Here is a 14,006-nt window from a genome sequence, read left to right as displayed (position 1 = left end):
TTTAGACGTCGCGAACCCACACCGTGACATCGGTCGGCACAGCGCCGTCGATGTCAGGCTCGCTCGCGATGAGCACCGTCTTGTCGCCAAGCTCTACGGGTGCGGCGCCAAAGTTGGTGATGACTTCGATGTCGCCATTCTTAAAGGCGACCACGTCACTACCGTACTGGTCGTTCCATTCGAGGGTGCCGGTTCCGAGCCCGAAGTCTGCGCGCAGCGTCAGGGCATTCGTGTACAGCGACAGCGTCGACTCCTTCACGCCGCGCTGCACGTCGCGAGCAAACGCCGCGAAACCAACAGGCTGGGGCAGCCACGCCTCACCGGTTTCGTTGAAGCCGAACGCCGGAGCGTTCCCCACCCACGGCAGCGGCACGCGGCAGCCGTCGCGACCGTAGCGCTTCTTGTTGGTGCGGAACCACGTGGGGTCTTGGCGGGCGTCGTCGGGCAGGTCGATGACCTCGGGCAGGCCGAGCTCTTCGCCCTGGTACAGGTAGGCAGAGCCGGGCAGTGCGAGCATCATGGTCGATGCGGCGCGAGCGCGGCGCAGGCCGAGAGCGGCGTCGGGGCGCGGGCCGGGGGTGTTCGGGCCGATGCCCTCACCCTGCGGGTTGTCGATCGTCAGGGCGAGACGCGTTGCGTGACGCACGACGTCGTGGTTGGAGAGCACCCAGGTCGAGGGCGCACCAACACCGCCGTAGCTTGCGAGCGACTTCGTGATCACGGCACGCTGTGCGTCAGCCGCCCACGGCGTCTCAAGGTAGGCGAAGTTGAAGGTCTGGTGCATTTCTCCCGGGCGAACCCACTTCGTGGTCTGCTCGATCGTCGGCAGCCAGGCTTCACCACACAGCGCGCGGTCGCCCTCGTATTCGGCGAGCAGCTGGTGCCAATCACGGTAGATGTCGTGCACGCCATCCTGACCCCAGTACGGAACGTCAGTGGCGTCGCCGCCCATCGATCCGCCGTCGGGGTTGGGCGTGTAGTCGGGCAGGCCGTCAGCCTTGACCATGCCGTGGGCAACGTCGACACGGAAGCCATCGACGCCACGGTCGAGCCAGAAACGCAGGATGCGGCGGAACTCTTCGCGCACCTCGTCGTTGCTCCAGTTGAAGTCGGGCTGGCTCGAGTCGAAGATGTGCAGGTACCACTGACCGAGCGTGCCGTCGGCGTTGGTGGTGCGGGTCCATGCGGGGCCGCCGAAGACCGACTCCCAGTTATTCGGCGCGATTTCGCCGTTCTCGCCCTTGCCATCGCGGAACATGTAGCGCTCACGCTCAGCGCTGCCGGGGGCAGCGGCAAGCGCCTGCTGGAACCATACGTGCTGGTCAGAGGAGTGGTTCGGAACCAGGTCGACGATTACGCGGATCTTGCGTTCGTGCGCCGCGGCGAGCATCGCATCGAAGTCGGCGAGCGTACCGAAGATCGGGTCAACGTCGCAGTAGTCGGCGACGTCGTAGCCAGCGTCTTTCTGCGGGCTCGTCATAAACGGGCTCAACCAGATGGCGTCAATGCCGAGGTCGCGAAGGTCGTCGAGCTTGCTCGTGATGCCCGGCAGATCGCCGATGCCGTCACCAGACTGATCTGCGAAGGAGCGCGGGTAGATCTGGTAGATGACGGCCGAGCGCCACCACTCTGATCCGGTGGACGCGTCATTGCGGGGGGAAGTCTCCGACATGCTCATATCGACACACTACTGTAAGCGCTTACATTTTGGCAGTGGGTAGACGAAATTGCTCGGAATATTGCGGGCGAGAGCGCTTTCTGTGGTGCCGTTGTCGCTGGTGTCACGCTCCATCAAACTCATGTGGCGACTATCCTTACAAGAGTGACTTCGGCTGAGCTTGACCGCGCCCATTCCCTGATCCGCAACATCCAGGACTACCCGCAACCCGGTGTTCTGTTCCGTGACATCACGCCCCTGTTGGCTGATGCTTCCGCACTCGTTGCAACGATTGACGCCCTCATCGCCCCGTTCAAGGGCGAGTTTGACTACGTCGCTGGCATCGAGGCCCGTGGCTTCCTGCTCGCCGGTGCAGCTGCAACGTACGCGAACGTCGGTCTCATTCCGATCCGCAAGGCAGGCAAGCTGCCTCGCCCAGCGGCTGCTGTTTCGTACGCGCTGGAATACGGAACGGCGACGATCGAAGCGCACGACGACATTCCCAACGGCGCCACGGTGCTACTGATCGACGACGTGCTCGCCACCGGCGGCACCCTCGGAGCAGCCCACGACCTCGTCGCGCGGCTCGGTGGTTCCGTCATCGGCACCGCCGTGCTGTTCGAAATCGACGAGCTCGGCGGCCGCGAAGCCGTCGGCGACCCGCGTCTGCACGCCGTCTTCCACTCGTAAGCCTCGCGGATGTCGGTGGCGCGTCGTATGGACGCGAGTGACGCTGGCGTCGCGCTGATGGCTCCGTTCGCCGCTTAGCCCGGCTGCTGGGTGAGCGTCGTCATTTCGGTGGTGAGCACCGTGTGACGCAGTGTGCGGAGGGCGGCGTCGGAGTGCAGCGCCATCAGGTGCGCAGCCGCGGCGACATCGCGCGCGCGGACAGCCGTGAGGATGCGGTCGTGCTCGTTGAGCAGGATCGCCGGGTCAATGCTTTCGGCGATGTGCGCGCCGAGACCGGAGGAATCGAGCGCGCGCGAAAGTGACGTGTCGAGGTCGGCGAGGAGGCGGTTGCCCGAAGCCTGCGCGATCGCGCCGTGAAAGAGCGTGCAGCGCGTGACGCCGCCGGGGATTCCGGCGTTGTGCTCGCGCATGGCTTCCATCTCGATCGCGACGGCGGATTCCATGGCTTCGAGGCGCTCCGGCACCCACTGGGCGGCGGCCGTCTGTGCAGCCTCAACGTCGAGTGCGCGGCGGATGCCGATGAGCTCGGCGGGGTTGTACGTCTGCAGGGCGTCGAACAGGAGCGACGGCGCCGGGGTGAGCGAGCGCACGAATGTGCCGCGGGCGGGGAGGGTTTCGACCATACCGAGCGTTGCGAGCGAGCGTATCGCTTCGCGCACAGTCGAGCGCCCAACGCCCAGCTGTTCGGTCAGTTCGGGCTCGGTTGGAATGCGCGAGCCGACCGGCCATTCGCCAGCCGAAATACGTGCCTTCAGCTGCGCCAGCGTTGTTCGCGCCAGTGCGCTTCCCATTGGTTCGCCCACGGGCACCTCCCTCGTTGGTTCCAGCCTATTGCGCCGGGAGTATTTCCCTGGAGCTTTTGGGTGCGCGGCCCGGAATGGCGCGGAATTTCGCACGAATTCGGCGAAGACAGCCCGATCGGCTTGGACGATGCGGCGGCTTTCAGTGAATCATCAGATGAAGATCTTCATCTGATGATAGGTTCGGGGCGTGTCTGAAACCCGCGCCACCGCTCCCTATGACGCCCTGTTAGTCTGCTCTTTCGGGGGGCCAAACCGTACGCCCGACGTGCTGCCGTTTCTCAAAAATGTGACCGACGGTAAGGGCATTCCTGACGAGCGGTTGGTTGAAGTGGGGGAGCACTACTACCACTTTGGTGGCAAGAGCCCCATCAATGAACAGAACCTCGCTCTGATCGACGCGCTCACCGCAGAGCTCCGCGCTCGCGGCGAAAACCTCCCGGTGCTGTGGGGTAACCGCAATTGGCACCCGTTCACCGTCGACACCCTGCGCGACGCGGCCGCGTTCGGAACCCGCCGCGTGCTCGCGATCGTGACGAGCGCCTACGCTTCGTACTCGGGCAGCCGCCAGTATCGCGAGCACCTTGCCGCCGCAGTAGCCGAGCTGGGCGACGCCGCGCCTGAGATCGACATTGTGCGCCCCTTCTTCAACGACCCCGGCTTCGTCGGCGCGAACCGTGAGCAGATCATCGCCGCGATTGATTCACTCGAGGGCGGCTCAACCGACACCCACGTTGTTTACGTCACGCACTCGATTCCGAACACGATGCAAGACGCCTCCGCGCGCACCGGCGCCGGCTACGCCGAGCAACACGAAGACGTGCGTGCGACGATCGACGCTGGCCTGCGCGCCCGCTACGGTCACGGCCTGCCCTCCTCGCTGGCGTACTGCTCCCGCTCCGGCAGCCCCATGGTTCCGTGGCTCGAACCCGACGTCAACGACCACCTTGAGGAGCTTGCCGCGGCGGGAGTTCGCAAGGTCGTCATCGCACCGATCGGCTTCATCTCTGACCACATGGAGGTCGCTTACGACCTCGACACCGAAGCGCTCGAGACCGCCGCGTCGCTGGGTATGCAGGCCGTGCGGGCCGGAACCGCGTCGACGCATCCGCTATTTGTGAGCGGACTCGTCGACATGGTTTTGGAGCGAGCTGCGCGCGAGCGCGGTGAAGACGTTGCCCCCGTCACGGTGGGGGCGCTCCCCGCGTTTCCCGACGTTGCCCCCGCCGGAAGCTGCCGCATGCGCGACGGTGAAATCACTGGAATCCCCGTTATCGCAGGATCGGAAGACTGAACATGTCGCAGCACCCCGTTATCGACCATTCGCACCTCGCCGAAGAGGTCAACGCTGCCGTGAACTACACGATGTATGCCGTGTTTCGGGCGCAGCGTCTTGGTTCCGCAACCCCTGCTGACGTGCTCACGGCGGTTGATGGTGTTGCAGGGCTGACCACGCGCGGATGGTACGAAATCTCGGGTTTTCGAGCCGACGCCGACGTGCTGATTTGGTGGCACGCGACGACGGTAGAGACGCTGCAGGCCGCGTATCGCGCGGTGGTTTCGGCGTCTGACGGTGCGCTCGAACCGGTGTGGTCAAACATTGGCGTGCACCGTGCTGCCGAGTTCAACCGTGCGCACGTGCCCGCGTTCTTGGCGGGGGAGAAGCCCGGCGGATACATCTGCGTGTACCCCTTCGTGCGCTCGCGCGAGTGGTACCTGTTGCCCGAGGCTGAGCGTGCGCAAATGCTGCGCGACCACGGCGCCGCCGCCCGCGACTACCGTGATGTGCTCGCGAACACGGTCGCGGCTTTCGCGCTCGGTGACTACGAGTGGCTGTTGGCGTTCGAGTCAGACGACCTCATTCGCATCGTAGACCTCATGCGCGAACTGCGCGCGACCGAAGCCCGTCGCCACGTCATCGAAGAAACCCCGTTCTTCACCGGCCCCCGCGTCGACGCCGACGTGCTGCTGGGGCGTTTGCTCAACGCCCTTTGATCCAAGACGCGCGGTGACCGCGTCGTAACGCACCGACCTTCGACGGATTTGCTTCCCACCGCTCTACCAACGATCAGCACGCAGGGTGCCGGTCAATGGTTCCGCCACCGACTCCGTCAGCTCGTGAACACCACGTTTTCGGGTGCTTCGCTGGCGAGTAGGTGACGAATCTGGCGCACGATGAGGCGCGCGATGCGCGGCTGCATCGACGAGGCGGCACCGCCGACGTGGGGTGTGATGAGTACGTTTTCGTCGGTCCACAGCGGGCTACCGGCGGGGAGAGGCTCGGGCTCGGTCACGTCGAGTGCCGCGCGTAGACGGCCGGTGGACGTGTGCTTGGCGAGGGCTTCGGGGTCGATCAGCACACCGCGGCCGACGTTGACGACGAGTGCGCCGTCGGGCAGTGCAGACAACACCGTGTCGTCGATGATGTGGTGCGTCTTGTCGTTGCCGGGCAGTGACGTGATGAGTATTTCGGTCGTCGGCAGCAGGCCCGCGAGCTCATCGATACCGCGCACGTGCACGCCATCTTCGTCACGTGCGGTCGACGCGACCGGAACAATCTCGACCTCGAACGGCACGAGGCGGGCCGCGATCGCCTTGCCGACGCCGCCGTAACCGAGCACCATGACGCGGCGGTCGGCGAGGCTGGGGGAGAAGCGTCCGCGCCATGTGCTCTCGATCTGCTGCCGCATGTACAGGGGCAGGCGGCGCTGGCTCGCGAGCGTGAGCGCGATGGCCAGCTCGGCGGTCGCGGCCTCGTGCACCGAGGTGGCGTTCGCGAAGGTGTGGCCGGCGGGCAGGCTGCCGGGAACGTCATCCCACCCAATCGACTGGCTCTGCACGAGCGTCGTGCTCACCCCGGCCAGGTTCGGTAGCGTCTTCGTGGCCGACGTGTAGGGCGTGACGACGATGTCGATGCTGTCGCGATCTGGCGCCGCATCGAGCGCCCACTCGAAGAGCTCGATCGCGGCGAGTTCGTCTGCCGTGAGGAGTGCGGTGACGTCCGTGTGAAGCCGAGCCGTCGGAAGCGAAACAGTCAGACAAGCCATGCCATGAGCCTAACGAGGTGGGGGAGCGGCGGGGTCGTTATGTCGTGAGAACCAGAGAATGTCGCGAGGGCCATAGATTTTTGGGCCACAACTATGGCTGTCGGGTGACGCTGAGCGTGGCTATCGGGCGGGCCGGCGATTCATGTCGCTGGCGGGTCTCGTGCTCGGAGCGGCAGATATCACGATCGCTGCGCCGCGGCTATGCAGAACGCACCGGGGTTCCCGCGCGTACCCCGTCGACGATCACAACCGTTGACGGCCTGCTTGCTGCGTCCGCCGAAGTTCATGCCCGCGGCTATGCACTCGATCTCTCGGAAAACGAGGCAGGGAAAGTCTGCGTTTCGGCCGCAATTCACGACTACACCGGCCGTGCCACACACGGGCTCTCGATTTCATCGATTGCGCTGGAACACCCAGGGGAGTCCATCGCGATGTTCGCGCCGCAGGCTATCGCCGCCGCGGCCGAGATTTCGGCCCTGCTCGGAGCGCAGGGGCGCCGCTAGTCCACCGGGTCGCGCATAGCCGCACCATGGTTCCCGAACCATAAAAATGTCCCCCGCATCGCCGAAACGGTGCGGGGGACATTTTTGATGTGTCTTACGCGACGACCTTCGCGAGTGCGGCGATGGCCGAGTCGAAGAACTTGGCGCCGTCTTCACCGGAGCGCATGGCGGCGGTGGTGTCGGGGCCGAAGCCAGCCTCAACGGCGTGCTCGGGGTGCGGCATGAGGCCAACAACGTTGCCCTGCTCGTTGACGAGACCGGCGATGTCGTTGAGCGAACCGTTTGGGTTGATGCCGATGTAGCGGAAAGCCACACGACCCTCACCCTCGAGACGCTTGAGCGTCTCGTCGTCGGCAATATAGCCGCCGTCGCCGTTCTTCAGCGGGATGACAATTTCGTCGCCCGCTTCGAAAGCGTTGGTCCAGGCGGTGTCGGCGTTCTCAACGCGCAGGCGCTGGTCGCGACGGATGAACTGCTGGTGTGCGTTGCGAATCAGACCACCCGGAAGCAAGTGTGCTTCAACGAGCATCTGGAAACCGTTGCAGATACCGAGAATAGGCATGCCCTTCGCGGCAGCGTCTTTAACCTCAGACATGATCGGCGCGAGCGCAGCAATAGCGCCAGCACGGAGGTAGTCGCCGTAGCTGAATCCGCCGGGCAGAACCAGAGCGTCTACGCCCTGCAGGTCGTGGTCGCCGTGCCAGAGGGCAACGGGCTCAGCACCAGCAAGGGCAATCGCGCGCTGTGCGTCGCGGTCATCCAGCGAACCGGGGAAGGTGATGACCCCGATCCGCGCGGTCATTCGACGACCTCGATACCGACGACGTCCTCGATGATCGAGTTCGAGAGCACGTCTTCGGCAACCTTGCGGGCCGATGCGAGCACCTCTTCGGTAACTTCGCCCTCAACCGTGAGCTCGAAACGCTTGCCAATGCGTACGTTCGAGAAGGTGTCGACGCCGAGTCGGCCGAGTGCGCCGCTCACCGCCTTGCCCTGGGGGTCGAGGAGTTCGGACTTCGGCATGACGTCAACGACGATCGTGGGCATGAGTGGCTCCATGGTGCGGTGAGGCGAGTCCTTCCAGTCTAGCCCGGTTATGTGCGTGCCTCGAACTCTATGAAGAAACATGCTTGACAGCCGTGGGAGCGCTCCCATACAGTGATCCCACACAGTTGTGGGAGCGCTCCCATACAGTGATCCCACACAGTTGTGGGAGCGCTCCCACGGTGGAGCTCCCACGACTGTCGCTATCGAATTCGCCTCGGCCTCGAGGCGCGACCCCCACGCAACACCAAGCCAATTCAGCAAACGCAACACCTGCTGCATCACAAAGGAGTGACCTGTGACTACCCACGCATTCGCACGCACCACGGCCGGGCTCGCCATGCTCGGCGCTGGTGCCCTCATCATTTCGGGCTGCGCTGCCACGACCCCCGACGCCGGCGGCGACGCGGGTGGCGATGGTGGCGATGGCGGCGACAAGACCGTCATCACCATCACCACGTTCGGCACGTTCGGCTACGACGACCTCTACAAGGAGTACGAGGCCGCTAACCCCGGCATCACGATCGAAGCCACCAACATCGACACCGGTGGCAACGCCCGTACCGACGCGTTCACCAAGATTGCGGCCGGCTCCGGCCTCAGCGACATCGTCGCGATCGAAGAGGGCTGGCTCGGCGCCATTATGGAGGTCTCCGACAAGTTCGTCGACCTGCGTGACTACGGCATCGAAGACCGCAAAGCCGACTGGGTTGACTGGAAGTACGCGCAGGCGACCGACAGCAGTGACCGCGTCATCGGCTACGGCACCGACATTGGCCCGACCGGTGTTTGCTACAACTCCGCCGCGTTCGCTGCCGCAGGTCTGCCCACTGATCGTGCCGAAGTTGCCACCCTGCTTGAGGGAGATTGGGAGCACTACTTCGAGGTCGGTGCCGACTACGTCGCGAAGACCGGCAAGGCTTGGTACGACCACTCCGGTTTCGTCTGGAACTCTATGGTCAACCAGCTCGACGAGGGTTACTACACCGCCGACGGCGAGCTCAACGTTGAAGGTAACGCTGCGCTGAAGGAGCGCTTCGAACTCCTCGGCGCCGCAACAGAAGGCGGCCAGTCGGCTGCACAGAGCGCCTGGGACTGGAACGGCGGCAAGTCGTTCGTCGACGGAACCTTCGCCACCTTCGTCTGCCCCGGCTGGATGCTGGGTGTCGTCAAGGGTCAGGTTGAGGCCGGTGGCGGCGACGCCAGCACCGGTTGGGACTTCGCCGATGTCTTCCCTGGTGGTGCCGGTAACTGGGGCGGTGCCTTCCTCAGCATCCCCGAGACCAGCAAGAACAAGGAAGAAGCTGCCAAGCTCGCCGACTGGCTGACGCAGCCGGAGCAGCAGGTCAAGCAGTTCGAGGCCGCCGGTTCGTTCCCGTCGACCCTCGACGCACAGCAGGTGCTCGCTAGCGACGATGCCCCGAACGCGTTCTTCAACGACGCTCCTGTCGGCGAGATTCTCGCCGGCCGCGCCGAGGGCGTTGTCGCACAGTTCAAGGGTCCGGATGACTCGCTCATTCAGGAGAACGTCTTCGGCGCTGCCCTGACTCTGCTTGACAAGGGTGACCTCGATACCGCAGGTGCCTGGGCCAAGGCTCTCGAACTTTTGAAGGAGCAAGTCAAGTAGTTCGATTCTCCCGGCGCGTTTCGTCTCGCTATTCCCGGGCGAGACGAAACGCGCCACCCGCGACCCACTGAAAAGGAACGCCATGACGATCACCGCGCCGCGCCCCACTTGGCGCAACCGGCTGTCACGCTTCGACTACCGGGCATCGCCGTACGGCTACATCGCGCCCTTCTTCCTGCTGTTCGGACTCGTGGGCCTCTTCCCGCTGCTCTACACAATCGTTGTCGCCATGCACGACTGGGACCTCCTGAAGGGGCAGGGCGAATTCGTTGGCCTCGCGAACTTCACCGAGACGCTCGGCAGCGCCACCTTCTGGAACTCCATCAGCAACACGATCAGCATCTTCCTGCTGTCGTCGATCCCGCAGCTCGCCGTCGCCCTCGTCATCGCCTACCTGCTTGATCGTGGTCTGCGCGCTCCCACGTTCTGGCGCATGAGCGTGCTGATCCCGTTCGTTGTCACGCCCGTCGCCACCGCGCTCATCTTCTCCAGCATCTTCAACGAGGCCGACGGCCTCGCCAACAACCTGCTGAATCTGCTCGGTGTCGCCGACCAGCGCTGGAAGACCGACCCCTTCCTCAGCCACATCGCCATCGCGATCATGGTGAACTTCCGCTGGACCGGATACAACGCCCTCATCCTGCTCGCCGCGATGCAGTCCGTTCCGCGCGACCTGTATGAGTCCGCCGCCATCGACGGCGCTGGCCCCGCGCGCCGTTTCTTCAACATCACGATCCCCACGATCCGCCCGACCCTGATCTTCGTCATCATCACGTCCACGATCGGTGGCCTACAGATATTCGCGGAACCACGGCTCTTTGATGTCTCAGCGGCTGGCGGTATCGGCGGGGCTGATCGGCAGTTCCAAACCACCGTGCTCTACATGTGGGAGCTGGGCTTTGTGCGCCGTGACCTCGGCATGGCATCGGCCGTCGCGATCCTGCTGTTCGTGCTCATCATCGTGATCGGGCTGATCAACTTCTTTATCTCCCGCCGTATCTCCTCGGGAGGTCGCAAGTGACTACGCTTCTTGAACCCGCCACGCGCACCGAACTCGTTGTGCAACCGCCCGCCTCGTCGCGCAAACGGCGCCCCGGTGGTGGCGTTGCCGGCGTCGGCTCCCGCCCCGGATTCCTCACCTACGGCTTGCTGACCGCCTTCATTCTCGGCAGCGTTTACCCGCTGTGGTGGTCATTCGTTGTCGGCTCCGGCACCAACGCAACGCGCGGCGAAACCCTGCCCATGGTTCCGGGCGGCAACTTCCTCGCCAACGCCGCAAAGGTCTTCGATGCCATCCCGTTCTGGCTCGCGCTCGGCAACTCGCTACTGATCTCGACCATCATCACGATTTCAGTGGTGACCTTCTCGACCCTGGCCGGCTACGCGTTCGCGAAGCTGAGGTTCCGCGGTCGTGACGGCCTCATGGTCTTCGTCGTCGCAACCATGGCGATCCCTACGCAGCTCGGCATCATTCCGCTGTTCATGGTGATGAGCACGATGGGGTGGACCGGAACCATTGGTGCGGTCATCGTGCCGACTCTCGTCACAGCGTTTGGCGTTTTCTTCATGCGCCAGTACCTGGTTGACGTGATTCCGGATGAGCTGATCGAAGCTGCCCGCATGGACGGTGCGAACCAATTTCGCACGTTCCTCGCGGTGGGTTTGCCCGCCGCGCGGCCGGCGATGGCGATCCTCGGACTGTTCACTTTCATGACCGCTTGGACCGACTATTTGTGGCCGCTCCTCGTGCTCAACCCGCAAAATCCGACCCTGCAGACGGCGCTCAGTCAGCTGCAGTCGGGCTACTACATTGACTTTTCGATCGTGCTCACGGGAGCGGTGATGGCGACGATTCCGTTGCTGGTGCTGTTCGTTCTCGCGGGCAAGCAATTGGTGAGCGGCATCATGGCCGGTGCCGTCAAGGGCTAGAACGAGAACCCGTTAGAGAGAAAGATGTCTGTCATGACTGCTGATCAGCGCGCCTTCCCATCGGACTTCCTGTTCGGAACAGCCACCGCTGCCTACCAAATCGAGGGGGCCGTCACCGAGGGTGGACGAACGCCATCGATCTGGGATACCTTCACCCGCGTGCCCGGAGCCATTGTCGGCGACGACAACGGCGACATGGCGTGCGATCACTACCACCGCTTCGGCGACGACATCGCGCTTATGAAGAGCCTCGGCGTACAGACGTACCGGTTCTCAACGGCGTGGCCGCGGGTGCGCCCAGACGGCGGTGCCCCCAACGCGCAGGGCATCGACTTTTACTCGCGCCTCGTCGACGCCCTACTCGAGGCCGATATTCTGCCGTGGCTCACGCTCTACCATTGGGATCTGCCGCAGGCGCTGCAAGACCGGGGCGGCTGGACCAACCGCGACACCGCCGACCGCTTCACCGATTACGCGCTCACCCTGCACGATGCTCTCGGCGACCGCGTAAACATCTGGACCACCCTCAACGAGCCGTGGTGCGCGGCTTTCCTCGGCTACACCGGCGGCGAGCACGCCCCGGGGCACATGAGCGTGCGCGAAGGTTTGCTGGCTTCGCACCACCTGCTGCTTGGTCACGGCCAGGTCATCCGTGAGCTGCGCTCGCGGGATGCGAGCCTCAACCTCGGCATCACGACCAACCACACCGTCGCGGTTCCGCTGGACCCTGACAATGCGGCTGACGTCGATGCCGCCCGCCGCGTCGACGGGCAGTTCAACCGGTGGTTCCTGGACCCGCTGTTTCGTGGTTCCTACCCCGCAGACATCATCGAAGACGTGCGCGCTGTCGATGCCGCCGCCGTCGAGAACTTCGAGGCGGCGGTGCACCCCGGCGACCTCGACCTGATCTCGCAACCCATCGACACCCTCGGCGTGAACTACTACCACGGCGACCTGCTTTCGGGCACGCCGCAGCAGAACCCGCCGGCATCGGGTGGCCCGACGACGACGCGTGTCGGGCGGAGCCCGTACCCGTCTGACGCCGGAATCCACGGCGTCGAGCGCGGACTTGCGCGCACGGCACAGAACTGGGAGATCGACCCCGCCGGCCTCGCCACGATTCTGCAGCGCATTTGGGACGACTATGCGGAGGGTGCCGGAACCACGCTGTACGTCACCGAGAATGGTGCGGCTTTTGATGATGAGCTGGTGGTGGAAGACGGCGAATCTCGGGTTCACGACACCCAGCGCGCGACCTTTTTGCGTGAGCACCTGACCGCGACGCTGGACGCTCGAGACGCCGGCGTTGACGTGCGCGGCTACTTCTACTGGTCGCTTATGGACAACTTTGAATGGGCGTGGGGCTACAACAAACGCTTCGGAATCGTGCACGTTGACTACGACACCCAGGTACGAACGCTGAAAGACAGTGCCCTGGAGTATCGTCGGATCATCGGGGATCGCGCGCTGTCTGACGCCCCCGCCCTGCTGATCTAGAGAGTTCAACGATGACACCAGCGACAACGGCCACCACGATCGAAGAGGTCGCCGCCGCCGCTGGGGTCTCACGATCCACTGTTTCTCGTGTGGTGAACGGGTCGACGTCGGTGAGCCCGGCCGCGCTCGAGGCCGTCAATCAGGCGATTGCGAAGCTGAAGTACGTGCCGAACCGCGCAGCTCGCACCCTCGCCAGCCGCACCACCAATGCTGTCGCTCTCGTGGTTCCGGAAGACCCGACGCGCTTCTTCGGCGACCCCTACTTTGCCTCCGTCGTCGGCGGCATCTACAGCCGTCTCGCGGCGACGCCGTATGTGCTCAATGTGTTTTTGGCGTCGGATGATCAGGGCGACAAGACCACGACGTACCTGCGCGGCGGCAACGTTGACGGCGCGATGATCGTGTCGCACCACGCGCGCGACTCCTATGTTGAGCAGATTGCCGACTCGGTTCCGGTCGTGTTCGCCGGCCGCCCAACGCAGCCCGATGTCGCTTCGCGCTCGTACTACGTCGACGTCGACAACGTGCTCGGCGGCCGACTCGGAACACAAGAACTCATCGACGCCGGCCGCACCCGCATTGCGACGATCGCCGGCCCCGCCGACATGCCTCCCGGCGTTGACCGCCTCATCGGTTTTAACGCCGCCCTGGCAGATGCGGGGTTGGAACCTTCAGGCTGCGTTGTCGGAGACTTCTCGGAACAGGGCGGTGCCGCCGCGATGCGCGAGCTGCTCGCGGGCGGCGGAGCGATCGACGGCGTGTTTGTCGCCAACGACCTCATGGCACGCGGCGCGATGGCGGTGCTTTCTGAGGCCGGACTACGCGTACCCGGTGACGTTTCGGTCGTGGGCTTTGATGACTCCGTGGTCGCGACCCAGGTCACACCGCACCTCAGCACCGTGCGCCAGCCCTCGTTCCAGCAGGGCGAGCTCATGGTGGATGTGCTGCTGGGGCTGCTCGCGGGGGAGGGCGCCGACCGCGTCACCATCGTCGATCCCGAAATGGTGACCCGCGACTCCGTGCGCTGAGTTTCGGTTTCGCGGGTTCGCTCGGGGGCGGTGTTCTCTCGTTCAGCGAGGCGGGTGTGGCCCGGTTTCGCCCGAAGCTTCTATGTTTGTCAACCGTTTTCGAGGAGGCGGTAGATGTGTCGGGCGAGGAGTCGTTTGAGGCTGCGTCGGATGTTGCGGTCGGTGTCTCCGTCTGCTCGGCGGC

Annotated in this window: 14 protein-coding genes; 9 read left to right on the top strand and 5 right to left on the bottom strand. The window is 64.4% G+C overall.

Features of this window, described 5'->3' with window-relative positions; translation table 11 throughout:
• Position 1: 1 nt before the first annotated feature.
• Complete coding sequence (locus ACQUSY_RS02580) at positions 2-1,678, bottom strand: glycoside hydrolase family 13 protein (RefSeq protein ID WP_428902956.1); 1,677 nt, start codon at positions 1,676-1,678, stop codon at positions 2-4.
• A gap of 144 nt (positions 1,679-1,822) precedes the next feature.
• Between ACQUSY_RS02580 and ACQUSY_RS02575 the strand changes: the two genes are divergently transcribed.
• Positions 1,823-2,347: an adenine phosphoribosyltransferase gene (locus tag ACQUSY_RS02575; RefSeq protein WP_428902955.1), complete on the top strand. Its 525-nt coding sequence runs from the start codon at positions 1,823-1,825 to the stop codon at positions 2,345-2,347.
• A 74-nt stretch (positions 2,348-2,421) separates the two neighbouring features.
• On the opposite strand, the gene ACQUSY_RS02570 is transcribed toward ACQUSY_RS02575, so the two are convergent.
• Positions 2,422-3,150, bottom strand: coding sequence for a FadR/GntR family transcriptional regulator (locus ACQUSY_RS02570; protein WP_428902954.1), 729 nt, complete (start codon positions 3,148-3,150; stop codon positions 2,422-2,424).
• A 187-nt stretch (positions 3,151-3,337) separates the two neighbouring features.
• Here ACQUSY_RS02570 and ACQUSY_RS02565 point away from each other — a divergent pair, with 187 nt between their 5' ends.
• Together ACQUSY_RS02565 and hemQ are read left to right on the top strand one after the other, a co-directional pair.
• Positions 3,338-4,441 (top strand): ferrochelatase, encoded by a 1,104-nt coding sequence (locus tag ACQUSY_RS02565; protein ID WP_428902953.1) that lies wholly within the window; start codon positions 3,338-3,340, stop codon positions 4,439-4,441.
• A 2-nt stretch (positions 4,442-4,443) separates the two neighbouring features.
• Entirely contained in the window at positions 4,444-5,142 is a 699-nt protein-coding gene (gene hemQ, locus ACQUSY_RS02560) for a hydrogen peroxide-dependent heme synthase (RefSeq protein WP_428902952.1), read from the top strand.
• Between the two features lie 116 nt (positions 5,143-5,258).
• On the opposite strand, the gene ACQUSY_RS02555 is transcribed toward hemQ, so the two are convergent.
• A complete protein-coding gene (locus ACQUSY_RS02555) occupies positions 5,259-6,194 on the bottom strand; it encodes a 2-hydroxyacid dehydrogenase (RefSeq protein WP_428902951.1) in 936 nt (311 codons plus the stop codon).
• 104 nt (positions 6,195-6,298) lie between these two features.
• Between ACQUSY_RS02555 and ACQUSY_RS02550 the strand changes: the two genes are divergently transcribed.
• Positions 6,299-6,697, top strand: a complete 399-nt coding sequence (locus ACQUSY_RS02550; RefSeq protein WP_428902950.1) for an IclR family transcriptional regulator domain-containing protein — start codon at positions 6,299-6,301, stop codon at positions 6,695-6,697.
• Between the two features lie 94 nt (positions 6,698-6,791).
• Here ACQUSY_RS02550 and purQ read toward each other — a convergent pair whose 3' ends face one another.
• Both purQ and purS read right to left on the bottom strand, forming a co-directional pair.
• Positions 6,792-7,499, bottom strand: coding sequence for a phosphoribosylformylglycinamidine synthase subunit PurQ (gene purQ, locus ACQUSY_RS02545; RefSeq protein WP_428902949.1), 708 nt, complete (start codon positions 7,497-7,499; stop codon positions 6,792-6,794).
• Positions 7,496-7,744, bottom strand: a complete 249-nt coding sequence (gene purS, locus ACQUSY_RS02540) for a phosphoribosylformylglycinamidine synthase subunit PurS (RefSeq protein WP_217338707.1) — start codon at positions 7,742-7,744, stop codon at positions 7,496-7,498. Before purS ends, purQ begins: the two co-directional genes overlap by 4 nt.
• A 295-nt stretch (positions 7,745-8,039) precedes the next feature.
• Between purS and ACQUSY_RS02535 the strand changes: the two genes are divergently transcribed.
• The 5 genes from ACQUSY_RS02535 (at position 8,040) to ACQUSY_RS02515 (ending at position 13,822) form a co-directional block, all read left to right on the top strand.
• Positions 8,040-9,368 carry an ABC transporter substrate-binding protein gene (locus tag ACQUSY_RS02535; RefSeq protein ID WP_428902948.1) on the top strand — a complete coding sequence of 443 codons (1,329 nt, stop codon included), beginning with the start codon at positions 8,040-8,042 and terminating at the stop codon, positions 9,366-9,368.
• 82 nt (positions 9,369-9,450) lie between these two features.
• Positions 9,451-10,389 (top strand): carbohydrate ABC transporter permease, encoded by a 939-nt coding sequence (locus ACQUSY_RS02530; protein WP_428902947.1) that lies wholly within the window; start codon positions 9,451-9,453, stop codon positions 10,387-10,389.
• 38 nt (positions 10,390-10,427) lie between these two features.
• Positions 10,428-11,297, top strand: a complete 870-nt coding sequence (locus ACQUSY_RS02525; RefSeq protein ID WP_428903107.1) for a carbohydrate ABC transporter permease — start codon at positions 10,428-10,430, stop codon at positions 11,295-11,297.
• A 33-nt stretch (positions 11,298-11,330) separates the two neighbouring features.
• Entirely contained in the window at positions 11,331-12,794 is a 1,464-nt protein-coding gene (locus ACQUSY_RS02520) for a GH1 family beta-glucosidase (RefSeq protein WP_428902946.1), read from the top strand.
• A gap of 11 nt (positions 12,795-12,805) precedes the next feature.
• A complete protein-coding gene (locus tag ACQUSY_RS02515; protein WP_428902945.1) occupies positions 12,806-13,822 on the top strand; it encodes a LacI family DNA-binding transcriptional regulator in 1,017 nt (338 codons plus the stop codon).
• Positions 13,823-14,006: the final 184 nt, after the last annotated feature.

Origin of the sequence: Microbacterium daqui (genome assembly GCF_050408675.1) — a bacterium.
In the GTDB taxonomy this organism is placed as follows: domain Bacteria; phylum Actinomycetota; class Actinomycetes; order Actinomycetales; family Microbacteriaceae; genus Microbacterium.
The sequence above is the reverse complement of the archived record's forward strand: the minus strand, read 5'-3'. Positions and strand labels throughout refer to the sequence as shown.